We start from the raw sequence: 26380 nt of genomic DNA, 5'->3' as shown, positions 1-26380 counted from the left end.
GATTTCAGGCCGGTATGCCTTCTAGAAATCAATTATGGCTGAACCTCGATGACCATGTCGCCGGCTTGGACAGAGATGCCGGTGACCGGGGAAACCTTGGTTAGCTTCTTGGTATTGGTGATGGTCATCAGTGTCGTGGTTGGGTAGCCAGCTTCCTTGACCTTGTCGAAATCGACCTCGGCAAGAACATCGCCGGCCTCGACGTGCTGCTTCTTGGAAACCTGGACATCGAAGCCTTCACCGGCCATCTTGACCGTGTCGATACCGACGTGGACGAGTACCTCTACACCGTCATCGGTCTTAATACCGAAGGCGTGACCGGTCTTTGCCACAGTCATCAACGTGCCCGATACGGGTGCGACCACGGTAGAACTGGTCGGCTTGATACCGACACCGTCACCGAGAGCACCGGAGGCAAAGACCGCGTCGCCGGCCTCAGCAAGGCTGACAACCTCACCGGCAACCGGGGCCTGCACCTGTACAGGCTTGGTATCAACGGCAGTTGCGACACCACCGGCGCCAGCTGCCGCAGCAGCCGGTGCGGCAGCCTCGGCGTTGGTACCAGCGTCACCGGAAGCCTCAGCTGGAGCCGAATCGGAGCCACTGGTGGCAGCGTGTGGGGTGGCGTCGCTGGGCTCGTCGTCAAGCTCTGCGGCGCGTGCGGCCTCGGCCTCAGCCTTCTCTTCCGGCGTGCGGTAGTCGGTGAGAATGATGGCGAACATGGCGACGAAGAATGCCACGGCGACGGAAATCAGGTAGACCCACATCGGTTTGAACACGACAGTGGTGATGAGGGAGGTGAAGACGAAAGCGTTGGTTGTCACACCACCGAACGGAGCCGACAGGATGGCGATAGTCAGACCGCCGGCGAAACAGCCGAGCAGCATGCGCGGGTAAATCCGCTTGAAGCGCAGGTGAATACCGTAGAGGGACGGCTCGGAGATACCACCGAAGAGACCGGCAGCGAGTGCACCCGTTGCAGTTTGGCGCATCTGAGTGTCGTGGTCGCGCATGGAAAGAACCAGCACACCGGCAGTTGCTCCGAAGCAGGCGAAGTTCCAGGCACCCATCGGGCCTTGGATGAAGTCGTAGCCGAGAGTCTGGATATTGACCAGCATCAGCGCATTCAGTGGCCAGTGCAGACCCAGTGGCACCAGGAACGGGTAGAGCATCGGGATGAGAATTGCGAACACAAACGGTGCGTTCGAGTTCATCCATGCCAGGCCGGAGCCGATGCCGTTACCCAGCCAGATTCCCAGTGGGCCGATGAGGAAAGCGGTCAGCGGAATCATAATCAACATGGAGATAAACGGAACGAAGACCATCTGCACATTCTCCGGGAAGATTTTCTTCAAACCGTGGTAGACCACTGCCAGGATGGCGACCATGATCAGCGGTACAAAGACCTGTCCGCCGTAGTCATTGAGCTGCATTGGCAGGCCGAAGATGTTGGCGGTGAAAGTTTCGGTACCGAGTTCCTCGTTGACTGTCTTGATGGTGTCCGAGAAGCGATCGGTATCCTGCAGACTCATAAACTCCGGCGTCATTAGGGCAGCCATGATGGCTGCGCCCAGCCATGGATCTACCCGCAGCTTCTTCGCTGCGTTGTAGGCGACCATGATTGGCAGGAAGTAGAAGACGCTGCGCCACATGGCGTCAACAAAGATCCAAGTAGCGGACTTATCCTCAGCGCGGAAGTCGACGATGTTCAGACCGTCGAGAACCGCGGCAATAGCGATAATCAGCGATGCGCCCAACAGCACACCCAGGATTGGGCGGAACGAATCGGAGAGGTACTCGAAGAAGTTGTCCAACCAGGAGTACTTGCCGCGTGCCTTCGAGCGAGCTTCTGCCTTAACGTCTGCGTCGGACTTAGTGGCGACTGCGCCGGCGCCCTTCATTTCCGGTAGATGCTTAATTGCCGTGTACATCGATTCGACGCCACCGCCACAGATGACCTGGTAGCGGTTATCGCCCTGGTGAACGACACCGAGTACGCCCGGCACCTTGTCAATCTTGTCCTCGTTAATCTTGGAGACATCACCGAGTTCAAAACGCAGACGCGTCGCACAGTGCGTCATGCTTGTGATGTTTCCGGGTCCACCGAGGTTTTCAACTATTGCCCTCGCGCTGGAATCTTTTGACGACCCCATCGTGACCTTCCTTCACAGTAAGCAGGGCCGTTAAACGCAAAAAGACCCGAGGCACCACAAACTGTGGGCCTCAGGTCTTGCCTCAAAAGAGTAACAACCCTGGGTTGATATCTATTGATTTCGACCCTACTCCGCTTTACATAGTTTTGACAAGGTAGTAATTCAAGTCCAATTTTCACATTTGGGGATAGCCCGGATTGCCTGTGGACAACCGAATGCAACTTCCTTCGCGCTCAACACGGAAGTCGTAAGGTGGCAGCTATGAGGATTGGAGTTTTAGGTGTAGGAGCTGTGGGCGGCTGGTTTGGCGGTCGCCTCGTGCAAGCGGGTTATGATGTTGTCTTTCTCGCCCGCGGTGAGACCCTGACACGTCTTCGTGAGGTGGGGCTCACGCTTATCGACGAGCACGGGGAACGCAGCACTATCCCTGTTAAGGCAGCCGACAACTGGGACGAACTCACTGCCGATGGCATCGGCGTCGATGTTGTGATTGCGGCAACCAAGGCGCTGCCGGGCAACGATCCTTTCCCACAAGTTCCGGCTGGAGCCGCGGTTGTGACCACCCATAACTCGGTGGAAATCCCTTATTTGGCAGCGGGGCGGTTCGGTGAGGACAAGGTGTTCCCGGGTGTTATCCGCGGTTTCTTTATCCACACTGGCCCGGCGGAAGTTACCTTCCGCCCAGGACCGATGAGCCTGAACATCGGCACATTCGATGGCTCCACTAATGACCTGGTCGGGGAAGTTATCGAGGCATTGCACACGGCTGGGCTCGGTGGCGAACAGCTCCCGGATATCTGGGTCGATATCTGGGCAAAAGCGATGTTCGTGGCTAACCTCGGTGCCCTAGGTGCCCTGGCTGATAGTCCGATTGGTTACTTGCGTTCGGAAATGCGCGACAGCTTGACGCGGATGTTTGAAGAAACCGAGGCAGTCGGTCGAGCCTGCGGCGTTGCGCTGCCAGAGGACATCGTGTCGCGGACCTTGGCCTTTACTGATGATCAAGGGTACAACAACACCTCGTCGATGCAGCGCGACTACACCGCGGGACTTACCAATGAGCTCGATGCCCAGATTGGCGCAATCCGCCGGATGGGGCAGAAGGCGAAAGTGGAAACGCCGACGCTGGATCTGGTGTATGGCGCTCTGGTTGGGCGTCAACACAAGCATAAGAATTAAGAGCTGCGGTGCTCAGCTAAGTCAAACCGGAATTGGGGGATTGGAAAGACTGATGAAAATTGGATCGGACTACACGGAAAACAATGGGCTCATCATCGGTGAGGATGGATTGGCTCGACCGGCATGGGCTGCTCACAGTGAGCTGCTGAGAGAGTACTACGACACCGAGTGGGGGATGCCGGTGCGCGATGAGCAAGGACTATTCGAACGGCTCAGCCTGGAGGTATTTCAGGCGGGGTTGTCGTGGGAGACAGTGCTGAAGAAGCGGCCCGCGTTTCAGGAAGCCTTCGCGAACTTCGACCCCGATGCGGTTGCTGATTTCGATGACGAAGATGTCGAAAGATTGATGAATGATGAACGAATCATTCGGAATCACAGGAAGATTACCGCGGTAATCAATAACGCCGCGGCGACGATTGCTCTGCGTGAAAACGGCGGCTTAGCCGAGTTGATGTGGTCGTTTAAACCGGAGAAGTCTCCCGAGCCACGTTCAATCGAAGAGGTGCCCAGCTACTCCGAGGAGTCCAAGGCGCTTGCCAAGGCATTGAAGAAAGCTGGTTTTAAGTTCGTAGGCCCCACCACGGTCTTTGCATCAATGGCTGCCGTGGGGATTGTCGATATCAACATTGTTGGCGCACATCGGCGCGGTGCCTCTGGCGTTTTTGACTAGGGGAAAGGGGGATTTAACTAGCTAGGGGGAAAGAAAAAGAGCGTGCCACCCGGCACGCTCAAAATCTTTCGGTTCGTGTAGAACTACTTGTTCTCGTAGGAGTCGGAGTAGTTCTGGCCGTCCTCAGAGGTCCACTTCATGGTGTCCTTAGTGAACGGCTGCTCCCAGCCGTTTTCAATCTCCGACTCCGGTGCGGTCGGCAGACCAATCTCGTTTTCCAGTGCACCGTTGGCAACCCAGGTCTCGCGAATCTTACCGATCAGCGGCTGTGCACCATTAGTCTCTGGGGACTCAACGAAGGTGACGTTCTCGTATTCAGCGGCAACCGCGTCGCCGACCTTCTTAGCGGACTTGAACTCGCCAGCCTCAGAATCGTACGGGGAGGTGAAGGAAGAAGCTGCCTCGGTGATGGACTCAGGCAGGTCAGCCTCTGCCACATCCTCGCCAGCAGCGTCGCCCAGCCCCAGACCGTTCATAGCCTCGTTAGCCTTGTCCTTAGCGCCATCAGCAGCCTCGCCAGCCTTGTCCTTAGCTCCGTCCATAGCGTCGCCAGCCTTATCAGTGGCGTCGGTTGCTACCTGGCCCGCCTGATCCTTGGCGTTGTTAGCAGCATCCTGTGCGTCATCGGAAGAACATGCAGCCAGGCCGCCGAGAAGAGCGGCGGAGCCAACGATTGCGGTAGCGATACGGGTCATCTTCTTGTTCTGCATTTCAAAACCACTTTCTTGAGAGCTAACTAAGTTACCTATTCAATTATTGGCATCTTCCACTATTTGTCCGAATTAAATTCAAAGAGAAATTGACAATTCTTTTGAATATCGGACATTCGAAGATGGTGTGGCTTCAAAGCCGTACAGAAAGAACACTAGGTAATTCTGGGGCCTGTGCAAGTCAAATGGCGCGAATCTGTGCACTCTATGCTCTATTTGTTACCGAATTTGCGTGATTGCGAAATTGGAATAGTGCTGGTGAGGGCGTTGCGAGTAACGGAAAGGTATCAATCTTATTAAGCTTGACGTTTATTGCTTATTTTCTTTCTCTGCGTGGTTGGAGCCGCGGGCATCGTCGTCAAGCGTGTACTCGCCATCTGGCAGGACGAACCAGGCTAAGAGGTAAAGAGCTAGGAATCCAGCGCTAATCTTCCAGCCAATCATCGATCCAACGCAGGGAAGGATGATGTAGACCATTCGTGTGAAAGTGATATCCCAGCCTTGGCTTTCCGCGATTCCTGCGAGGACGCCACCGAGGAGGCGGTCATTACGCGAGCGGTAAATTTTCTTGGTGGGTTTTTCGGGAGCGGCGTCGCTCATTAGATAAATACTCCAAGGTATGGCTATTTAGGTATTTTTCGGTCGACCGCGCTTATACGTAAGTTTCCTTCGGCATGATAATCCATGCTGCGAGGTAGAGAAGAAACTGCGGACCAGGCATCAGGAAAGACGCGACAAATATAACGCGCAGCAAAGTCGCATCCCAGTTGAAATACTCAGCGAACCCACCGAGCACACCTGCAACCATTTTGTTATTGGTGGAACGGGTCAGTGACTTGTTGTTCATAACAATCAAGGGTAGCCCTGATCCGTCTAGTTCGCAGTGGTGCTAGCTCTACTAAATGTGCCGACTAAAAAGTATGCCCCAGCTAAAAACACCGCTACCCCAAGACGGTTAGGTGGGGTAGCGGTGTGGGCGTCGTCAAGCGAGCTTTACGGGGCGAATGCTAGCAGTCGTAGTAGAGCTCGAACTCCTGCGTCGTCGGGCGCAGACGTGCCGGCATAATCTCCTGCTCGAACTTGTAGCGGATATGCGCGTCGATGAGATCCTGTGTGAAGACATCGCCGGCAAGCAGGAACTCGTGGTCCTCTTCCAGCGCCTTCAGCGCACCCTCCAGCGAATGCGGGACGGTGGGGACGTCCTTGAGTTCCTCTGGTGGCAGCTCGTAGAGATCCTTGTCAATCGGCTTGCCAGGCTCGATGCGGTTCTTGATGCCGTCGAGACCAGCCATCATTGCGGCGGTGAAAGCCAAGTACGGGTTGCCCGACGGGTCCGGAGCGCGGAACTCGATGCGCTTGGCCTTCGGGTTTGCGCCGGTAATCGGGATTCGGATGGCGGCCGAGCGGTTCTCCTGGCTGTAGACCAAGTTGACGGGAGCCTCGAATCCCGGAACCAGGCGGTGGTAGCTGTTCATTGTCGGGTTGGTGAAAGCCAGGACTGCACCGGCGTGCTTCAAGATGCCGCCAATGTAGTAGCGCGCCATGTCGGACAGGCCGCCGTAACCGTTTTCATCGTGGAATAGTGGCTTGCCATCCTTCCACAGTGACTGGTGGATGTGCATACCAGAGCCGCCATCGCCGGCCAACGGCTTCGGCATGAAGGTAGCGGACTTCTGGTTGAACTTGGCGGTGTTCTTCACCACGTACTTGAAAGTCTGCATGTCATCGGCGGCGTGCAGCAGGGTATTGAAACGATAGTTAATCTCCTGCTGACCGCCGGAGCCCATCTCGTGGTGGGAGCGCTCAACATGGAAGCCAACATCCTGCAGGTGCTCGCCGATTTCGTCACGAAGATCCTGCATGTGGTCATACGGAGCAGTAGGGAAGTAGCCGCCTTTGGTGCGCACCTTGTGGCCGAGGTTGCGCGATCCGTCCGGGTTTACCTTCACCCCGGAGTTCCACCAGCCCTCAACCGAATCCACCTCGTGGAATGACTTGTTTGAACTGGAGTCGTAGCGGACGGAGTCGAAGATGTAGAACTCTGCCTCAGCGCCAAAATTACAGGTATCGGCGAAGCCCAGTTCGTTCAGGTAGTTCTCGGCCTTACGGGCAATATTGCGCGGGTCGCGACTAAACGGCTCGCGGGTGTGCGGGTCATGGACGAAGAACTTCATGTTCAGCGTCTTCGACTTACGGAACGGGTCGATGAAAGCCGTGTCCAGGTCTGGCAGCAGCATCATGTCGGAATTATCCACCGAGGTGTAACCCGCAATGGATGAACCGTCGAAGGCGAGGCCTTCGTAGGCTGAGTCCTCATCAAACTCGGATACCGGAACGGTTAGGTGCTGTTCGATGCCGGGAACGTCGGTGAACTGGACGTCTACCCAGCGAATGTCATTGTCCCGGATGTATCGTTGGATTCCTTCCGGAGTTGTCTGGTCACTGCTGGGTTTGAACTTACCCATTGGTAAAACTCGCCTACTTCGCGTCTAGCTTGTTGAGCTTACTAATCGTGGTGTTGAAATTACTGGTCACTACTACTTCAGCAGCGGAACATCCCACAGGTTCAGCTTGGTGCCGATGCCCTTTGCCAGGGCGTTGTCGTAGACATCGGTGGCCCAGGCGACGTCCTCGACTGGCATGCCTCCGATGGAGTAGCAGAAGATTTCTTCGTCGTTCTGGCGACCCGGAGCCTTACCGGAAGCGATATCACCAATGTTGACAAGCTTCTCGGCGGGAAGGGTGCCCTCTTCCTTCATGTCCCACCAGCGGTTACCCGGAATACCGAGCAAGCGCTCATAGGTCACGTCTGGGCCGTTCTCGTTGAACCACTCTTCGTACAGGCCGGTGTAGTCAACGACGAGGTTGCAGTCGTCGGAACGCACGAAGTCGTCGTCGAGGCGTGCAGCGGCCGGCATGAGCAGCAGCGCGCCGGGCTTCAGATACTCCTTCTTGAAGTACGGGAAACCGGCCGGACCATCGGAGGAAGTCGAGGTGCCGGCGATGAGGATGTCGGAGTCGCGGATGGCCTCTTCTTCGGTCTCGACGATACGGACCTCTTCCAGCTGCGGGAACTCGTTCTTAATCCAATCGACAGCCTTCTGAGTCGAGGCCTGGGAGCGGCCCTTGACCTTGACCTTCTTAATGCCCGGACGCTGCGACATGGCAGAGCCGAGAATGGTGCGGCTCATAACACCCGGGCCAATGATGCCAACGACCTCGGCGTCTTCGACGGCAAGGTGCTTGACGCCGACACCCGGAACAGCGCCAGTGCGGTATGCCGACAGGAGGTTTGCCGACATGACAGCCTTCGGGGCACCCGTAATTGCATCGTTGAGAATGAACAGGTGGATCGAACGTGGCAGGTCGTTCTGGCGGTTATCGGCATTGGAGCCGTACCACTTCACACCTGCGCCGTTGAAGCGACCACCGAGGTAAGCGGGCATTGCCATGAAACGACGGTCAGGGCCATTTGCCGGCATACCCTCATGGATTGGGTTATCCGGGAAGTTGATCTGGGCACCGTGGGAGTTAGCGGAAGCACCGGCCATGCGGTAGTCGCCGTCAGCCAGCAGAATCAGGGTTTCTTCCATGGTCTCAACACACTTGGCGAAATCCGTGACACCAGCTTCAACCATGTCCGGTTCGCTGAGGTAGAGAAAATCAATGCGAGTTGAGTTTTCTGGGTTGGCAGCGTTTTCGTTAGTCAAGAATGCTCAAATCCTTCTTAATGTTCATCGGCCACCCTATGCGGCGGCTCTGCTTAAGAAATTCCAGATGCATGCTCTCCAGAATCAATCAAATCGCCTCGGCGTGGGCTCTCGAGTCGCCATTTCCGAGGGGTATGGCGTACCACCATACGGAAAAACCACAGCGTAGGGGCGTTTACGCAGTTTTCAGCACGACATTCCCGCTTTACGACGGTCACAGCGACAGAGCCCAATTTCCGTCAATAAGTTGCCCGTAATAACTACTTCGACATGCACAATTGATACTTTTTGAGAACGATTACAGATGAGTGAATTATCCTCCCACGCATCAATGTTTATGAACTTTGTCACATGTCATTAAGTTGCGACACATTTCTGGTTCAACGGGCGTGATTGCCTGGCGTCCTACCTTCGCAGCATGCCCCATCCGCTCTTGGTGTCCGCCCCCTTGCGGTGTCCCTCGCATCCGTCCCTCGTGTTGTCCCTAGCGACACCCTCGCACGTATGGCCAATTTCCTGGCACTTATCGATGATTTTCCTTCACTTGTCGACGGCTGTCCGGCACTTATGCGCACGGTATCCTCCCCACCCTGTCACTTGTCGATGCGCTGTTCACTTATGGCCACGCTATAGCGCATCGACAAGTGAATATTGCATCGATAAGACTGGGGCGGAGAGTGTGCAACTCTACTCGTGCAGGGGTCGCGGCCCTTTTGTGGTGGTGTATGACCCTGTTCAGGGGAGTGGCCCGGAACCGCGCACAAATTCGTGCTCACATACGCGCGCGTATGCGGGCCCAGGCGCCCGCAGTCAGCATGGCCGCAACGAAAAACCGCCTGGCCACATTTACTGTGGTCAGACGGTTTTGGCTATTGACTTCAAGCAGCTAGGCGGCCACTAGGAGCAATGGGGGCTGCTCGCTGTGGCCGTCGTGAAGCGAAAACTTTAGCAGTCGTAGTACATTTCGTATTCCTGCGGAGTCGGGCGCAGGCGAACCGGTTCGATCTCGTTTTCGTACTTGTAGTCGATGTAGGTCTGGATGAGGTCCTCGGTGAAGACATCGCCCTCGAGCAGGAACTCGTGGTCATTGCGCAGGGCCTCGAGTGCGGCCTCGAGAGAGGTCGGAGCCTGCGGGATGTCGGCAGCTTCCTCCGGCGGGAGCTCGTAGAGATCCTTGTCGACCGGAGCGTGCGGCTCGATGCGGTTCTTCACGCCGTCCAGTCCGGCCATCATCATGGCAGCGAAGCCAAGGTACGGGTTGCCCGACGGGTCCGGGGCGCGGAACTCGATGCGCTTTGCCTTCGGGTTGGAGCCGGTGATCGGAATGCGAACAGCGGCAGAGCGATTGCGCTGCGAGTAGACCAGGTTGATCGGAGCCTCGAAGCCCTTGACCAGGCGGTGGTAGGAGTTCAGGGTCGGGTTGGTGAAGGCCAGTACCGCACCTGCGTGGTGCAGGATGCCGCCGATGTACCAGCGAGCGATGTCCGACAGGCCTGCGTAACCGGCCTCATCGTGGAACAGCGGCTTGCCGTCCTTCCATAGCGACTGGTGAGCGTGCATGCCCGAGCCGTTGTCGCCAGCCAGCGGCTTCGGCATAAAGGTGACGGACTTGCCCTCTTCCCAGGCGGTGTTCTTGATGATGTACTTGAAGGTCTGCAGGTCGTCTGCAGCGTGCAACATCGTGTTGAACTTGTAGTTGATCTCCTGCTGGCCACCAGTGCCGACCTCGTGGTGGGCGCGCTCCAGGTCGAAGCCGGCGTCAGCGAGCTTCAGGCACATCTTGTCGCGCAGGTCCTGGTAGTGGTCGTACGGAGCGGTAGGGAAGTAGCCGCCCTTCAGACGGGTCTTGTAACCCAGGTTTGCAGAGCCGTCCGGGTTCTGGTCCTTGCCGCGGTTCCACCAGCCTTCGATGGAATCAACTTCGTAGAAGCCGCGGTTGGTGTCGGTCTCGAACTTGACGTTGTCGAAGATGTAAAACTCCGCCTCAGCGCCGAAGAAGCAGGTGTCGGCGATGCCGGTAGAGATGAGGTATTCCTCCGCCTTCTTCGCGACGTTACGCGGGTCGCGGGAGAACGGCTCGAGGGTAAACGGATCGTGGACGAAGAACTTGACGTTCAGAGTCTTTGCCTTGCGGAACGGGTCAATGCGCGCGGTGCTCAGGTCGGGCAGCAGTGCCATGTCGGACTCGTCGATGGAAGTGAAACCACGAATCGAGGAACCGTCGAATGCCAGGCCTTCGGCCATCGCGTCCTCGTCAAATGCGGATGCCGGGATGGTGAAGTGCTGCTCGATGCCGGGAACATCCGTGAAGCGGACGTCTACGAACTCGACGCCCTCTTCCTTGATATACGCGACTACTTCCTCGGGAGTTTTGAAGGACATGTGCGGTCTCCTTAGTTGGCCTTGTTTAGTACGCAGCAGGGAATTCTTGCACGCTGTTTCGTGCACCTGCCGCGCTGTCAAGGACTGGCCGGTTGACGCCTTCAAGCTTAACGAACCACGCATTCATTCTGGAATTAGAACCACGAATTTCTGGCATGGCGCGTGAGGAATTCGCCAATACGGAATGGGTTACGCAAATAGGGAGCGGATTATCTGTTTATGGAAACACGGCAATATACTGCGCATTCATGTCACACACGCTTTACGACGAGCCTTTAGCTCCCATGCTGATAAGAAAATGGAAAAGGCGACGCAACATCGCCCCCGGATTACCCCCGCACGCGCTGAATGGCTGTCCCAGCCCGTGATTTGATAGCCGGATTGCTGCACTAGACTATGAACCCATGGAAGAAAAGCACAGTTGGCTAGATGGCCCTCAGATTCCGGGAGAGTTCGATAATCCGGACAAGCTCTCGGACTATCCCGGCCAGGCATTGGGTCTTGCCCCCGATGGCCCAGGCTCGCAAGCGACGTTGATGCGTCGCGTCGGCGGCATTCTCATTGACTGGATTATTTCCTTGATGATTGCCGGCGCTTTTTCGATGTTCTTCGGCCCGAGCGAGGCGCAGATTGACCAGTTCGGGGATTCGTTTATCGCCTGGCAGTCATTCCTTGCGACCTATTCGCCAGTTGTCTTCCTCATTATTGGCACGGTGTCGGTTTGGCTGTTCGCCCGCACTCCGGGCCAGTGGATGATGAAGATGGGTGTCGCTCGCGTGGACAAGCCCAGCGAGCGAGTTGGCTTTGTTCGTGCCTTCTTCCGCAGCTTGCTTACTCTTTTCTTGCTGCCGCCAGCAATCACCGACTCGGATATGCGCGGCATGCACGACCGTGCCACTGGCACGGCCGTCATTTTGGGTTAGCGCTATAGCACCAACACGACCAGGACCTGGGCGAGAATAATCTTCATGATCATGGCCATTGGATACACCGTTGTGTATCCCATTGCCGGCAACTCGTTCTTGGCCTGGTCGTTGACGTATGAGAGCACTGCCGGGTGAGTCTGCAAGCCCGAGAGGATACCCGCAGTTTGGCCGAATGGAATCTTCAGCACACGGTGACCGACAATGAGGGTCAACAGTGCGGAGCTAAACGCGATGATGGCGGCAAGACCCAGAACTGTCAGTGATGCCGGGTCAGACAACGCAGCCTGGAATCCCTTACCGGCAGTGGTGCCGATACCAGCCAGGAACAGTGCTAGACCCATGGTGCGGAACGCCAGGTTGGCCGAGTAGGGGATAGGCCAAACCAACGGGCCAGTGCGACCGACAGCACCCAGAATCAGCGCCACAACCAGTGGACCACCAGCGGACCCCAGGGCGAGCGAGCTGCCGCCCGGAAGCGGAATCTTGATGAGACCCACCAAGACACCCAGCGTAAGCCCAAGGGTGAGGGGCAAGAGGTTGACGTCGGAAAGCTTCTTGTAAGAGTCGCCGAAGAACTTTGTTGCGTCCTTGATTTTCTCTGGCGGTGCAACTACGCGGACGCGATCACCAAGCTCTAGGCGCATGTTTGGCTCTGCGACGATGTCGTGGTCGCCGCGGCGAATACGCGTAATAATCATGCCGTCCATGCGAGTCTGAAGTTCCGCAATGGGGACACCGACCACGTCAGATGCAGAGACGAAGATGCGACGGAAGTCCAGGCGACCGTCGTGTGTCGGATCGCCTGGCATAAGCTCGCCAAGGTACTCGGCGGCACGAGCAATTTCTTCCTCTGTACCGACGACGGAAATAATATCGCCGACGGAGACAGTGTCACCCGGTGATGGAATGTAGAGGTGGCCCTTGTACTCAATGCGTGAAACCGTAATGTCCAAACCGAACTTCGACGGAAGGTCAGTGATGGAAGGCAGGTCGTCCTTGAGAATCTTGATGTCCCGAGTATGCAGCGGAAGCGCGGCAACACCTGCGTCAATAGCTTCCTGGTCGTGATCGACGCGGAAGACCTTCGACATAATACCGATAGAAGCAATCACTGCCAGCACGCCGATTGGGTAGGCCAGAGAGTAACCAATCACCGGCATATCGTGGGCAGCGGCCAGCTCGGCCTTATCCGAAATGAGGCTAGGAAGAGCATCGACGATTGCGGCCATAGCCGGGGTGTTGGTCAGGGCGCCTGTGAAGGCGCCTGCGCCCTCCACCGGGTCGATAGGCAAAAACTTGATCAGCAAGAAAGACTCGATAGTGACAACTGCGAGCACACCAATGCCGAACAGGTTGTGCTTGATACCGCGCGAGCGTAACGAGCTGAAGAACTCGGGGCCCGCCTCCAACCCGATGGTGTAGACGAATAATGCCAGGCCCACGATGTAAATCAACGGGGAGATTTGAATTTCCGGCTCAATAGTCGCGAGGATAAGGCCGACGAAGAGGACGGCAGCCACGCCAAGCTTGAAGCCGAAGATCTTGATCTGGCCAATTGCCAGGCCAAGAAACAAAATCACTAGAAGCGCTAAGAGTTCATTTTCAGCCAAGAGTTGCACATATCCCATGGTGGCACAACTAGCAGTAATCTTCATTAAGCATTGTTTCCAGCAAGGATACGACCTTTGCTGACAGCGTGATAAGTGAGAGCAATCACTTCAACAAGACATCAATAACTGTGTGTGAAGACATGGCTTTAGGCATCGTTTTAAAGCTTTAAAGCACAAAAAAAGGGGGCCCGAAAGCCCCTTTTTTCTGCTTCAACCTAGATTGCCCCTCGGTGGGTTGCCCGAGCAACCGACCCTGGTGAAACCTAGCTAAAACCTCTAGTGCTTCTTGCCGCGATTGGCGGCACGGCGCGCACGACGGTTCATGCCGGCCTGTGGGTTAGCGCCCTTCGGCATTGGACCCTTGGGCATGTTCGCGCGCGCATCGCGAATACGGTCCATCGACTGGATGCGCTCATTCAGAGCGTTAGCCTGATCCTTATTCAGGTTGCGCGGCAAACGCATGAGTTCGCGCTGCAGCTTCTTCGGCGGGACCTGGCCCTCGTCGCTACCAGCAATCATGTCGTAAATCGGAGCTTCGCCCGCAATGCGTGCCAGCGACTTCTTTTCACGAGCAATCATCTGCTTGACGCGGTTCGGATCACCTTCACCGACCAGCACAACACCGGCGTTACCAATAACACGGTGAACAGCATCCATGTGCTGATTAGCGACAACACCGGTCTTGACGTGCCAGACATAGCCAACGCCCTGACGCATATTGTCCAGCGTCCACGCCGCAGCGCCGGCCTGGCCTTCCGCCTCTGTGTAGAAGGACGCCTCAAGACGCTTAGAGAAGATGTACATCGCGACCATAAAGCCGATCGAGATACCAATAATCGTCAGAACCCAGGGCCAGACTCCACCAATGAGCAGACCAAGCAGTAACAGCAGGATAATTGGACCGAAGAAGCCCAGCGCCATGTAAGGCACGAGCTTGTTGTCCCGCGAGCGCTGCAGCTTAAACGCCTGCCACATCTGGCTACGAGTCTGCTTACGCTGAGCGCGCTTGGCGGCGCGGTTCGCCTTCTTCATTTCTTTCGCATCATTGGTCGCCATAATCACCAACTTTAGGGCATGCGATGTAGTTTTAGGCAATAGACCGCGCCGTAGCGCCGTTTCGCTTTACGACGGCGCTGCGGCCGTCAGCCTCTAGGAAGCCGGAATAGCCGAAGTGACTGGCGTATCCTCCGATGCGCCATAGCGGTCGAGCAGCGTCGAGGCTTCCTGAAGCGCGAGGTTGTTGTCGTTGTCGTCGGCAAGCGCGGACAGATGCGCCGGCAGTTCCTGACCGCGGTGCGCCAGTGCGCGGGCGTAGAGCCGTCCAGCGCGGTAGGAAGAGCGGACCAGCGGGCCGGACATGACGCCGGCAAAGCCCATCTCTTCAGCGGTCTTGGAGAGCTTGACGAACTCCTCCGGCTTAACCCAACGTTCAATTGGATGGTGCAGTGGAGTGGGGCGGAGGTATTGAGTAATCGTCAGAATATCGCAGCCGGCATCGTGCAAATCCTGCATAGCGGAGATGATCTCGTCATAGGTTTCGCCCATGCCCAGGATGAGGTTGGACTTGGTAACCAGTCCAGCTTCGCGAGCGCGAGTGATGAGTTCCAAGGAACGCTCGTAGCGGAATGCGGGGCGGATGCGCTTGAAGATACGAGGCACCGTCTCCACGTTGTGGGCGAAAACCTCAGGCTTGGCATCGAAGACCTGCTGTGCTGCAGATTCGTCGCCACGGAAGTCATCGACAAGGAGCTCGACTCCGGTATTCGGGTTGAGTTCGTGGATCTGGCGGCAGGTCTCAGCGTAGAGCCAGGATGCACCGTCGGGCAGATCGTCGCGGGCGACACCGGTGATAGTGGCGTAACGAAGACCCATCTCGCGGACGGATTCCGCAACACGACGCGGCTCATCCTTATCCAATGGGTCGGGCTTGGCTGAGTTAATCTGGCAGAAGTCGCAGCGGCGGGTGCACTTATCGCCGCCGATGAGGAAGGTGGCCTCGCGGTCTTCCCAACATTCGTGAATGTTCGGGCAGCCAGCCTCCTGACAGACCGTGTGCAAAGAGGCACCCGAGACACGGTTTTTCATGTCCTTGTAGCTGGGGCCCGGACGAACCTGGTTGCGAATCCACCGGGGCTTGTTCTCGATAGGGGTCTCGGCATTTCGTGCCTCGACGCGCAGTAACTTACGTCCTTCTGGCTTAACAGTCACAGTTTCATCCTACTCTTTTGTTGATGAGTACTCGAATATGCCGGTGGTGGAGTTGTGCTTCACCCGGTGTGGCAGGTCCTTCGTGGGGTCGGGCGCGGAGCCGAAGGAATGGTCGGCAACGGTCAAACGGCCTTCCAAAGCATCTTGCAAATCTGCCAGAAGCGGCTCTGTCATCTCTGACACGCTAACATTTCGGTCAAGCTCCCGGGATAGGGCGGTCACTCCAGCATCGGAGATGCCACACGGGATGATGTAGTTGTAGAACTCCATAGAGTTGTCGCAGTTCAGACTGAGTCCGTGCATGGTTACACCATGGGTCACGCGGATTCCCAGTGCCGCAATCTTTCGGTCGCTCAGTCCGTTTGATGCGGGAACCCATACCCCCGAGCGGCCATCGATGCGGCCAGCAGCCGCGATGCCGGCTCGGCGAACGGTTTGAATGAGGGCTTCTTCCAGTCTGCGGACGTAGTCCACCACATCGACCGGCTGAGCGAGCTTGATGATGGGATACATCACAAGCTGGCCCGGGCCGTGCCAGGTGATGCGGCCACCGCGGTCGACATCGACGACCGGCAACCCATTGGTAGGACGGTCCTCCGGCTGGGTGCGCTTTCCTGCTGTGTAAAGACTCGGGTGCTCAAGCACGAGAACCTGATCTGGAATTAGGTCTTTCGCACGCTTGGCAGCAAGGTCTGCCTGTAGGTGCCAGGTCTCTTCGTAGTCGACAAGGCCGAGATGTTGAATCTCGATGTCGGAGCTTGATTCCCGAATGGATTTATCTGCGCGAGTAAAAGGTTTTCTTGGGGCAGTCATGGTGGCCTATAGGATACGCCGAAATTCTGTAGGCCTCAGATTACTTGTTACTTGGATAGCGCCAAACTTACTTGGATAGCGCCAGACGTAAAGATACCCCGGTGGTCACTAGAAAGTGACCGCCGGGGTAAAAGTGGCGTGCTTTTGTGGGCTTAGCCGAAGACGACGCGGAGGATGGAAACGGTGATTGCCGAGATACCTGCAGCGGCCGGAAGGGTAATAACCCAGGCCAAACCAATCGGCTTCATCAGGTTCCAGTTAGCGGCACGGTTAACGATACCGACACCGAGAACGGCACCAATCAGAATGTGGGTGGAGGAAACCGGCAGACCCAGCAGGGAAGCAATCATAACGACCACAGCAGCGGAAAGCTCTGCGGCAAAACCCGATGCTGGGTGGATCTCAGTCAGGCCGGATCCGACGGTCTTGATAACGAAGCGGCCGATAAACCACAGACCGGAGATGAGAGCGACACCCATGGTGGTCATGACTGCCAGCGGGACGCCGGACTCGGAAGAGATCTCGTTGGTACGGAGAACATCCAGAATTGCCACGAACGGGCCAAGCGCGTTAGCGATGTCGTTCGAGCCGTGGGAGAAAGCGAACGCAGCAGCGGTGAAGACCTGCATCCAGCTGAACAGCAGGAAGGTGGAACGATCCAAATCCTGACGCTTCAAAGTACGCGCGAAGATGTAAACGGCAAGCCACACTGCGGTGGCGATCATGCCCATAATCAGGAAGTTGTCCAGGCTGGAAAGCCCTAGGTGAAGGTTCTTCAGACCCTTGAACAGCATCATCGCGGAGATGACAATAGAGCCCAGGGCTGCTAGACCCGGAACCCAAGCTTCCAGCGCACGGTGAGCGCGGACATCATCAACCTTGGATTCGATGTGGACGAGCTTGCGGAAGTACTCAGACTCCAGGTCATCCGGAGTCCAGTCGTTGTCACGCATCGTCGTCGCGTCGCGAAGCATCGCGTTGGTGTACGAGATCTGATCGTGCTCAGGGAGCTTTTCGAAGTCGTCGCGGTGCTGCGCCTTGAGGTCCGCCTTTTCCTGGTGGATGGCCTGCAGCTGCTTGGAAGCCTTGTCGTTGTAGACGAGAATCGAGTTCTTAATGCCGCCGAACAGGAGGAACGCGACCAAACCGCCGAGGAGCGGAGAGAGGACCCAAGAAACGGCGATCTGACCGATCTGATCCCACTGGACCATGCTCCAGCCACCCTTGCCGGTGATAAAACCGACCGTCAGTGCGGCACCGACGATACCGCCGACGATGGAGTGGGTAGTGGAAACTGGCCAACCCATGCGGGTGGCAACGAGGAGCCACACTGCCGCGCCGAGAAGCGCGGACATCATGATGAAGGCGAACTCCATCGGGTCCAAACCGTGGATTGCGTTCAGGTCCACAATGCCGGAACGGACGGTGTCAGTAACCTCGCCACCAGCGAGGACGGCGCCCGAAACCTCAAAGACTGAAGCGACAACAAGCGCCTGCTTCATGCTCAGGGTGCCGGCACCGACTGAAGTACCGAAGGAGTTAGCAACGTCGTTACCGCCGATGTTGAACGCCATGAAGACGGCGAACGCGATGGTAATCAGAAGAATTGCCGTATTTGCCTGCGGGCCCACAAAGTCATAAGCCCAGAAGACAAAAATTACGATGTTGATTGCGAGAAGCCCGCCGAAGAAGAGGTGCCACCACTTATCTGAGGAGCTCGATTGCTCAGATGATGTGGTCCCGGTCGACGAACTAGTATTCGCTGGAGCCGAGGACATGCTCCACCTTTCTAAGTTACGTACAGAGAGCAAAAATAGGCACGCCAAAGAAGCCTGCTGTCTAATGATTTCTTAGATTGGTAAAGGCTAATTGCTAACTAGGTGACGGCGAGGTTAACAAATAATGAATTTAATTATCGCTATCTTCAGCTCTCGTCGGTGTAGCTGAAAGCGATAGCCGGAACTGTGTGCGGGGGTGTGTGGTGTTCTCGCATTTCGGCAGGACAAAAAGTATGCGCATTTGCTACTTGCAGCTTTGCTTTCGGTTCGACCCTCCCGCTGTCTGCTAATGGCTTAACGGCGCAATAACAGCACGTTAATTCTTTGTGCCGATGGAGCCTTTGCTAGCTATGTGTGGCTACGTGAAATCTGAGCACTAGCCAAGAATAGGGGGCCTGCGCATTTGAAGGAATCGCTGATTAGGTTCAACTGCGGGACGAATGCGGCAAAAGAAATACCCGCGTCAGCCGCAAAGTGCGACTAACGCGGGCAGGGAAGAGGCAGAACCTCCTGCTAGCAAGCCAGCTAGATTCCCGCGGCGCTACTACCCCAGGAAGGGAGCAAGCTGCTTAGAGCTGCAGATCCGATTCGAAGTTAGCAACCTCGAGGCGGTCAACAACGGTCGTCATAAAGCGACCTGCATCAGCGCCGTCGATCAGGCGGTGATCGTAGGTAATTGGCAGGAAGACCATGGCGCGAATACCAATGGCATCTGCCTCATTCTCGGTGACGACTACTGCGCGCTTCTTAATCGCGCCGGTGCCGACCATTGCGGCCTGCGGCGGAACCAGAATCGGAGTGTCGGTCAGAGCGCCCTCGGAGCCGATGTTGGTAATGGTGAAGGTGCCGCCGGACAGGTCGTTCGGGGTCAGCTTGTTGTTGCGAGCGCGGTCTGCGATGTCCGCAATAGCAGCAGCCAGCTCCGGCAGGGACATATCCTGAGCGTTGTGGATGACCGGGGAGAGCAAACCCCGCTCGGTATCGACAGCGATACCCAGGTTGACCTGCTCGTGGTAGGTAATCTCCTTGGTCTCTTCGTTCCAGGAAGCGTTGACGTTCGGGTGGCTGACCAGAGCCTCAACGATTGCCTTTGCAAAGAATGGCAGGAAGGTCAGCTTCGCGCCGTGCTTCTTCTCGAACTCAGCCTTCTTAGTAGCGCGCAGATCCCAGATGGCAGTCATATCGGCCTCGTGGACCTGGGTCAGCTGTGCGGAAGTCTGCAGAGACTCGAGGGTCTTGGCAGCGGTAATCTCGCGGATGCGGTTGACACGCTGGGTGGTGCCGCGCAGCTCAGCGAGCTCAGGGCGAACGCCCTTGGTGGACCAGTTGGAGCCGGACTCAGCAGTAGTCTCCTGGCCGCCCTCGGCAGCGCGCAGAACATCCTGCTTACGAATGCGGCCGCCGATTCCAGAGCCCTCGACCTTAGTCAGGTCAACGCCGTGCTTGTCAGCCAGCTTGCGGACCAGCGGGGTGACGTAAGGAACGTCCTTGTTAGCGGAAGGCTTGGATTCAGCCTTCGGAGCCTCAGCCTTCGGAGTCTCCTTCTTCGGCTCTTCCTTCTTCGGCTCCGGCTTGGACTCTGCCTTCGGCTCTTCCTTCTTCGGCTCAGGCTTGGATTCAGCCTTTGGAGCTTCCTTCTTCGGTGCAGCCTTCTTTGGCTGGCCACTGCCAACGCGAGCGATGACCTCGCCGACGTCAACGGTGTCGTCTTCGTCGTAGAGGACCTCGAGCAGGGTGCCTGCGACCGGGGAAGGAATTTCGGTGTCGACCTTGTCGGTGGAAACCTCGAGCAACGGTTCGTCGACCTCGACGGTGTCGCCGACCTTCTTCAGCCAGGTGGTGATGGTGCCTTCGGTGACGGATTCGCCGAGCTCCGGCATCTCAACGTCAGTAGCGTCGCCAGCGTCAACGTCAGTGGAGTCTTCCTCAGTCTCCTCGTTGGCCTTTACTGGCTCCTCGTCCTTCTCGACTGCGGCAGATGCCTCCTCGGCCTCTTCCTTGGCGGCCGGAGCAGCGTCTGCATCGCCAACGCGAGCGATGACTTCGCCGACGTCAACGGTGTCGTCTTCGTCGTAGAGGACCTCGAGCAGGGTGCCTGCGACCGGGGAAGGAATTTCGGTGTCGACCTTGTCGGTGGAAACCTCGAGCAACGGTTCGTCGACCTCGACGGTGTCGCCGACCTTCTTCAGCCAAGTGGTAATCGTGCCTTCGGTGACGGACTCGCCGAGCTCCGGCATCTCAACATCAGTAGCGGAACCGGAGGCAGCCTTCGGTGCTTCCTTCTTTGGCTCTTCAGCGTCTTCCTTCGGAGCCTCTTCCTCGGTCTCCTCAGCGGAATCGTCAGCGCCTTCCGGCTCTTCGCCCGGCTCGCCGACCTTTGCGATGACCTCGCCAACATCGACGGTGTCGTCTTCTTCAAAGAGAATCTCGGTGAGAACACCGGCGACCGGAGATGGAATTTCGGTGTCGACCTTGTCGGTGGAAACCTCGAGCAACGGTTCGTCGACCTCGACGGTGTCGCCGACCTTCTTCAGCCAGGTGGTAATGGTGCCTTCGGTAACTGATTCACCGAGCTCCGGCATCTCAATAGAGGTCGCCATGTTTGTGCACTCCTCGAAAAGTTAAGAAATCTCGTTTTAAGACGGTTATTACAAATTAGCTTACAGGTTGAAAACTCTGCTTGCCCCGTGGGCTGCGCCCGCTTTCGACTGGTGCGTGGAATAGCTCATTCCAGCCAGGATTCCAGCCGGGCGGGGCGCAGTCGGATGACCGGCTACTTCGTTGCCAAATCCTCAATCACAGAGAACATCGTCCGAACCGGAACACCAGTGCCCCGCTTCGGGGTATAACCATACTCCCCGGTGGTGTTGAAGGCCGGACCGGCAACGTCGATGTGAACCCATTCAACATCCTCGCCAACGAATTCGCGCAGGTATGCAGCTGCAACACTCATACCGCCAAAGCGAGAGTTCGTGACATTCCGCAGGTCAGCCACCGGCGACTTCAGGGCCTCTGCTAGCTCAACTGGAATCGGCATTGCCCAACCATTTTCACCAATGCTCTGAGACAGCTCTGCAACACGGTCACGGAACTCGTCGTTACCCAGGACGCCCGGGGTGCGCTCGCCAAGAGCGACCAGCTGCGCACCGGTCAGGGTAGCGGTGTCAATCAGGTGAGTCGGCTTGTCTTCGCAGGCGCGGACAATGGCGTCTGCGAGTACGAGGCGGCCCTCAGCGTCGGTATTCAGAATCTCAATGGTCTTACCGCCGTACTGCGTAATGACGTCGCCCGGACGGTACGCCTTACCACCCGGCATGTTCTCCGCCATTGGAACAGTTGCGGTCACCGGGGTGGATACACCTAGGCGAGCAGCCAGGACGACTGTGGCAATAACAGCCGCAGCGCCGCCCATATCGGAGATCATGTTCTCCATGCTGGCGCCCGGCTTCAGCGAAATACCGCCAGTATCAAAGGTGATGCCCTTACCGACCAGGCCCAGCGAATTCTCTGCCGACTCATCGCCCTTCCAGATCAGGCGCACCAGGCGCGGCCCGCGCGAGGATCCACCACCCACGGCATTGAGGCCTCCGAAACCGCCGGCGCGCAGAGCGTCGTCGTCAAGCACCTCGACCTCGAGCCCCGCGTCACGGCCCAGCGCTGCAGCAGCGTCAGCAAACGTCTCGGGGTAGAGGTGCGACGATGCTGTATTGACGAAGTCACGCGCGGTGGCAACGGCATCTACAATTGCCGAAGCGCGCTTTACGACGTCGTCATCAGCGCCCAACACAACCACCTTCTGGGTGGCCTCGTTGCTTTCTTCGGTGCTCTTCTGACCGGAGTAAGCGTAAGCGCCCAGCGCAAAGCCCTCGGCTGCAGCCTGCGGATCGATGGCGCCGAGAGTGTTAAAGACCACCTTGGCCTTGGTCATACGGCGGGCAGCGGCGCCGCAGGCACGGCGGATGTCTTCCGCATCCAGGTCCTCAGAACCCACGCCAACGCCCGTGACACTGTCGACATCCAGGCCAGCAGGAGCCGGGATGGTGGTCACGGACTCGGCCTTAGCGCTGGCGGAGACTGCCTCAAAGGAGGCGAGCAGCTGCTCTGCAACCGAACCGATGGCCTCGGGTGCGACCAGCTCGAGACCATCCTCGCCGTCGATAAGCGCGACGAGAACCGCGTCGGCGTCCGCGGGCAGAGACTTGTCGGCAGCGATGACCACGCGAGTGCCGATAGCCGGCAGGTAGTTGGACAAAACTGCGGCGTTACGAGAAGCGCCGAGCTGTGCCGAATCATTGTTAGCGGGGACTGACATGTAGTTGCATCTCCTTGTAGTCGTACTATGTGGTACACCACCGTATCCCTATTTGCCGGTTCGTGTCCTTCACCCCTGGACAGCGGACTGACGAGCCAGCGCCACGACTATTGGAATGTACCCGCGCCTAGTGCCCGCGACGCTGACATTGCCCTGACTAACACGGTCTTTCGGGGGCGAGTATTGATACGACTCGATCCTCGACGGTTTAGGATGAAAGACATGTCTGCTTTGGAATTTGCAATCGAACGTAACCCGAATCCACTCTCTGATGCCGAGCGTGAGGAGATTCTGGGCAACCCTGGTTTTGGTAAGCACTTCACCGACCACATGGTCCGAATTGACTGGACTGCAGACAAGGGCTGGCATGACGCCAAGCTGCAGGCATACGGTTCGATTGAAATGCAGCCGTCTTCTTCGGTCCTGCATTACGGGCAGTCGATTTTTGAGGGCCTGAAGGCGTATCGCATGCCGGATGGTTCCATTGTTACTTTCCGCCCGGAGCAGAACGCCCGTCGCTTCCAGCGCTCCGCTGACCGCATTGCAATGCCGCAGCTGCCGGAGGAGACCTTCCTCGAGGCAATCCGCCTGCTGGTTGAAGCCGATGCAGCATGGGTGCCGCCAGCTGGTGGCGAAGAATCCCTGTACCTGCGTCCAATCATGTTCTCCACCGAGAGCACCCTGGGCGTGCACCCGTCGAACTCTTACACCTTCCTGCTCATCGCTTCACCTGCCGGCGCGTACTTCTCCGGTGGCATTAACCCGGTGACCGTGTGGATCTCCCACGAGTACGTGCGTGCCGCGCCGGGCGGCACCGGTGCTGCGAAGTTCGCAGGTAACTATGCAGCTTCGCTGGCGGCTCAGCAGCAGGCAGAGGAAAAGGGCTGCGACCAGGTTGTGTGGCTGGACGCTGTCGAGCGCAAGTACATCGAGGAGATGGGCGGCATGAACCTGGCGTTTATCTACCCGGATGAGAATGCTGACGCTGGTGTTCGGCTGGTGACTCCAGAGCTGTCTGGTTCGCTGCTGCCGGGCATTACTCGGGCATCGCTGCTGCAGGCTGCTCAGGATCTGGGCATGAATGTCGAGGAGCGTCGCATTTCCACCGAGGAATGGAAGAATGATGCCACCTCCGGTGTTATGAGCGAGGCATTCGCCTGCGGTACTGCTGCAGTCATCACCCCGGTCGGTTTTGTGAAGTCCGCTGAGGGCGAGTTCGAGATCAACGGCGGCGAGACCGGTGAGTGGACTATGAAGCTGCGCGAGCGGCTGACCGGTATCCAGCACGGCGAGGTTGAGGATACCCACGGTTGGATTTACAAGCTCGTTGAGGCTTAGTTTCGGCGTAGGTCGGCTAAGAAAAATTTAATAGTGGTTACTAGAATTAGTACTTTCGCAGCCCCTGTTCAGTATTCGCTGTTCAGGGGCTGCGTTTTTGCTTTGCTGGCTCCCCAACGGCTGTGCGATTTTCTCATGGTTCATGAATTGTTCAGGCGGCATTTGTTTAGCCGTTAAAAACACCTCTAGCGTGACCGGGGTCACTGTGAAAAACTACCAACACGATTGATTTTTGTAGTTGGGAAAACAGTTTGAGGCGCTGTGATGGTGGTAGTTCAAGACTTTTTTAAAGATAGTTTTTCGTCAAGTAGTTCAAAGCGCCTAAGGGTAACCATCGTTGTCACTCTGTTGTTGGCTGCGTGGACGATTGGGTTTAGTGCGATTCCGGCTCCGGTGGCGGCAGCCCAAGATTCGCCTTCGCCGTCCGGGGTGGAACAGCCCGCTCCTACGGGCGAAGGGGGTACGGGCGAAGCAAAAGCAGAGCTAATCATGGATCTGTCTGGTTCGATGCTTGCCGACGACGCCGGAGGCACCCGCCTCGATGCGGCAAAGCGCGCATCCACGGAGCTGATTGACTCCCTCCCGGATGATGCGCTGCTTGGCATGCTGGTTTATGGCCAGCGCGAATCCAGTGATGAATCCAACCGCGAACGTGGTTGCCAGGACATCGAGGTGCTGTCGCCTGTCCAAAAGGTCGACAAAGAAGGCCTGAAGAGCAGGATTGCCGGGTTGGAAGCTCAGGGCTATACGCCGATCGGCAATGCACTGCGTAAGGCGGCTGATGAGCTTGGCCCAGACGGTGAGCGGTCAATTATTTTGGTCTCTGACGGTATCGACACCTGCGCGCCGCCACCGGTGTGTGAGGTTGCGAAGGAACTGGCAGGGCAGGGTGTTGGCCTGACGATTCACACAGTGGGCTTCAAGGTCGATGAAGAAGCTCGCGCTGAGCTGGAGTGTGTTGCGCAGGTATCCGGTGGACAGAGCATGACTGCGGACGATGCTACCCAGCTTGCAGACCACATGAAGTTCTTGACTCAGCGGTCAGTGCAGGGCTACGAAACCACGGGTACTCCTTTCGAGTTCTCCGAGACTAAGGAAGGCGCGAAATGGCTCGGCGAGGGCAAGTACCAGACGACGCTGGTGCCAGAGGTTGCCCAGCACGATCGCACCCCGCTCTACTACCGAATCGCAGTGCCGAAGGGACACAACGCGATTGTTACCTCAAAGGTGTTAGCGAATATCGATGCTGAGGGTAAAGGCCAGCAGGATGTCCGAACTGAAGTTGACGAAATCATCAATGAAACTGGCGGAAAATGCCAGGACGACGGTCGTATGGGGTCGCTGACTGGCGCCGAAGCTAGTGCCGATTCGTGGACTCCAACTTCGGCTGATGCAAGCATTCTTGCATGGGATAGTGACCGCATCGAATCCAGTTGCGATCAAACCAAGTGGCTCGTCGCAAATAACGTGTGGGTCTATGACGGTGATTCAGTAGCGGACTATCGTGATGAACCGGTGAAGGTCGAGGTTAGCGTCCAGTTTGAGCCAGTCCTGAAGAAGCAGGATGCTGACAAACTAAATGAGGGGCGGTCTTCTTCGACCGGCGACAAAGCCTACAAAAAGGCCACTTTTGGAGAGGCCAAGCCCGTAAACGGTGGCAATAACGCAGCCCAAGCGCCGGAAGTTAAATCTGGGGATAACATCTCTGACACAATCGTGCCCGGTGAACAGAAGTTCTACAAGATCCCTGTCGAGTGGGGTCAGCGACCAGTGATTGCTGCCCGCACTGGAAATTCGGAGCGCGATAATGCCGATTCCATGGGAGTTGCCCTGCTGAATCCGTTCGAGGTTTCCGTGGCGGATGGAACAATGCACTTTTATCAGGATTCCGAGGACCTGAACTTGTCAACAGATCGTCCGGTCGAATACAACAACCGAGAATCTAATGTTGGAGGACGACCTGTAGCCAACGCCGGCTACTACTACGCGACTGTCCGAATGGCTAACTATCGCCCGGATGAAGAGGTCAGTGGCATCGATCAGCCGTTCCAGCTCGCATTCCTCCTGGACAACAAGCCAACTAAGGGGCCTGACTGGCGACCGACTGACAAGAACGGCCCGACTCCATCCGATAAGCCGATTCTGGCCAAGGGAGAGCCGGAACAGGAATCGTCAAAGGACTCGTCAGAAGATGCGTCGAATGAATCTGACTCCTCGGATACGGATTCTCAGGCATCCGCATCCTCGTCGGACATGGAAGATGAGGGCATGAGCCCGTTGGTCATTGGCACCGTTGTAGCAGTGGTCGCCGTGTTTATCGGCATTGCCGGCGCAATCGTCTACCAGAACAAGAAGCGCAAGGAGTAGACAAACCGTAAGATCAGGAAGTTCCTGAGCAAGGGGGGCAGGGTGGGGAAGGCAGCAAAAGTGTGTCCGCCTGGCGTATCGCTGGCGGGCACATTTTTGCTACTTAGCCGCAAGAACTGACAACTCCAAGAATTATGGGCTGCAGATGTGAAACTGTGTGAGTTTATGACACTTTCATGCCATTTTTCAGGCGGTAGGGTCAGGCGGTCATTGCATCATGGATA

Annotated in this window: 19 protein-coding genes; 5 read left to right on the top strand and 14 right to left on the bottom strand. The window is 57.0% G+C overall.

Going from position 1 to position 26380, the window contains the following annotated elements; translation table 11 throughout:
* Nucleotides 1-32: 32 nt before the first annotated feature.
* Nucleotides 33-2153, bottom strand: a complete 2121-nt coding sequence (locus HMPREF3053_RS08120; RefSeq protein WP_016423055.1) for a glucose PTS transporter subunit IIA — start codon at nt 2151-2153, stop codon at nt 33-35.
* Nucleotides 2154-2414: 261 nt separating this feature from the next.
* Between HMPREF3053_RS08120 and HMPREF3053_RS08115 the strand changes: the two genes are divergently transcribed.
* Nucleotides 2415-3332: a 2-dehydropantoate 2-reductase gene (locus HMPREF3053_RS08115; protein WP_070566896.1), complete on the top strand. Its 918-nt coding sequence runs from the start codon at nt 2415-2417 to the stop codon at nt 3330-3332.
* A 52-nt stretch (nt 3333-3384) separates the two neighbouring features.
* Nucleotides 3385-4002, top strand: a complete 618-nt coding sequence (locus HMPREF3053_RS08110) for a DNA-3-methyladenine glycosylase I (protein ID WP_016423053.1) — start codon at nt 3385-3387, stop codon at nt 4000-4002.
* Between the two features lie 83 nt (nt 4003-4085).
* Here HMPREF3053_RS08110 and HMPREF3053_RS08105 read toward each other — a convergent pair whose 3' ends face one another.
* The 6 genes from HMPREF3053_RS08105 to glnA (HMPREF3053_RS08080) all read right to left on the bottom strand — a co-directional run bounded on the left by HMPREF3053_RS08105 (nt 4086) and on the right by glnA (HMPREF3053_RS08080) (nt 10804).
* A complete protein-coding gene (locus tag HMPREF3053_RS08105; protein ID WP_049192899.1) occupies nt 4086-4712 on the bottom strand; it encodes a hypothetical protein in 627 nt (208 codons plus the stop codon).
* 309 nt (nt 4713-5021) lie between these two features.
* Nucleotides 5022-5312 carry a PspC domain-containing protein gene (locus HMPREF3053_RS08100; RefSeq protein ID WP_070600876.1) on the bottom strand — a complete coding sequence of 97 codons (291 nt, stop codon included), beginning with the start codon at nt 5310-5312 and terminating at the stop codon, nt 5022-5024.
* 52 nt (nt 5313-5364) lie between these two features.
* The gene (locus HMPREF3053_RS08095; RefSeq protein ID WP_048732581.1) at nt 5365-5559 is read right to left on the bottom strand and encodes a PspC domain-containing protein; all 195 of its coding nucleotides are present in this window, start codon (nt 5557-5559) and stop codon (nt 5365-5367) included.
* 160 nt (nt 5560-5719) lie between these two features.
* Entirely contained in the window at nt 5720-7177 is a 1458-nt protein-coding gene (gene glnA, locus HMPREF3053_RS08090; protein WP_048732579.1) for a type I glutamate--ammonia ligase, read from the bottom strand.
* 72 nt (nt 7178-7249) lie between these two features.
* The gene (locus HMPREF3053_RS08085) at nt 7250-8422 is read right to left on the bottom strand and encodes an ornithine cyclodeaminase family protein (protein ID WP_048732577.1); all 1173 of its coding nucleotides are present in this window, start codon (nt 8420-8422) and stop codon (nt 7250-7252) included.
* A gap of 945 nt (nt 8423-9367) precedes the next feature.
* Nucleotides 9368-10804 carry a type I glutamate--ammonia ligase gene (gene glnA / locus HMPREF3053_RS08080; RefSeq protein ID WP_048732575.1) on the bottom strand — a complete coding sequence of 479 codons (1437 nt, stop codon included), beginning with the start codon at nt 10802-10804 and terminating at the stop codon, nt 9368-9370.
* 404 nt (nt 10805-11208) lie between these two features.
* Here glnA (HMPREF3053_RS08080) and HMPREF3053_RS08075 point away from each other — a divergent pair, with 404 nt between their 5' ends.
* Nucleotides 11209-11727: an RDD family protein gene (locus HMPREF3053_RS08075; protein ID WP_049192901.1), complete on the top strand. Its 519-nt coding sequence runs from the start codon at nt 11209-11211 to the stop codon at nt 11725-11727.
* Between the two features lie 2 nt (nt 11728-11729).
* Here HMPREF3053_RS08075 and HMPREF3053_RS08070 read toward each other — a convergent pair whose 3' ends face one another.
* The 7 genes from HMPREF3053_RS08070 to HMPREF3053_RS08040 form a co-directional block, all read right to left on the bottom strand.
* Nucleotides 11730-13349 carry an aspartate:alanine exchanger family transporter gene (locus HMPREF3053_RS08070; RefSeq protein WP_179078162.1) on the bottom strand — a complete coding sequence of 540 codons (1620 nt, stop codon included), beginning with the start codon at nt 13347-13349 and terminating at the stop codon, nt 11730-11732.
* A gap of 267 nt (nt 13350-13616) precedes the next feature.
* Nucleotides 13617-14396, bottom strand: coding sequence for a DUF4191 domain-containing protein (locus tag HMPREF3053_RS08065; RefSeq protein WP_005511046.1), 780 nt, complete (start codon nt 14394-14396; stop codon nt 13617-13619).
* Between the two features lie 93 nt (nt 14397-14489).
* Nucleotides 14490-15548 carry a lipoyl synthase gene (gene lipA / locus HMPREF3053_RS08060; protein WP_049192902.1) on the bottom strand — a complete coding sequence of 353 codons (1059 nt, stop codon included), beginning with the start codon at nt 15546-15548 and terminating at the stop codon, nt 14490-14492.
* A gap of 9 nt (nt 15549-15557) precedes the next feature.
* The gene (gene lipB / locus HMPREF3053_RS08055) at nt 15558-16361 is read right to left on the bottom strand and encodes a lipoyl(octanoyl) transferase LipB (RefSeq protein ID WP_049192903.1); all 804 of its coding nucleotides are present in this window, start codon (nt 16359-16361) and stop codon (nt 15558-15560) included.
* A 152-nt stretch (nt 16362-16513) separates the two neighbouring features.
* Entirely contained in the window at nt 16514-18139 is a 1626-nt protein-coding gene (locus HMPREF3053_RS08050) for an inorganic phosphate transporter (RefSeq protein ID WP_016423042.1), read from the bottom strand.
* Between the two features lie 569 nt (nt 18140-18708).
* Nucleotides 18709-20739, bottom strand: coding sequence for a 2-oxoglutarate dehydrogenase, E2 component, dihydrolipoamide succinyltransferase (sucB, locus tag HMPREF3053_RS08045; RefSeq protein ID WP_016423041.1), 2031 nt, complete (start codon nt 20737-20739; stop codon nt 18709-18711).
* Between the two features lie 173 nt (nt 20740-20912).
* Nucleotides 20913-22451, bottom strand: coding sequence for a leucyl aminopeptidase (locus HMPREF3053_RS08040; RefSeq protein ID WP_070566890.1), 1539 nt, complete (start codon nt 22449-22451; stop codon nt 20913-20915).
* 222 nt (nt 22452-22673) lie between these two features.
* Between HMPREF3053_RS08040 and HMPREF3053_RS08035 the strand changes: the two genes are divergently transcribed.
* The gene (locus tag HMPREF3053_RS08035) at nt 22674-23789 is read left to right on the top strand and encodes a branched-chain amino acid aminotransferase (protein ID WP_070767554.1); all 1116 of its coding nucleotides are present in this window, start codon (nt 22674-22676) and stop codon (nt 23787-23789) included.
* 264 nt (nt 23790-24053) lie between these two features.
* Complete coding sequence (locus tag HMPREF3053_RS08030; RefSeq protein ID WP_080985623.1) at nt 24054-26156, top strand: vWA domain-containing protein; 2103 nt, start codon at nt 24054-24056, stop codon at nt 26154-26156.
* The last annotated feature ends 224 nt before the right edge of the window (nt 26157-26380 follow it).

Source organism: Corynebacterium sp. HMSC064E07, assembly GCF_001815745.1.
GTDB lineage: Bacteria > Actinomycetota > Actinomycetes > Mycobacteriales > Mycobacteriaceae > Corynebacterium > Corynebacterium jeikeium_D.
The sequence above is the reverse complement of the archived record's forward strand: the minus strand, read 5'-3'. Positions and strand labels throughout refer to the sequence as shown.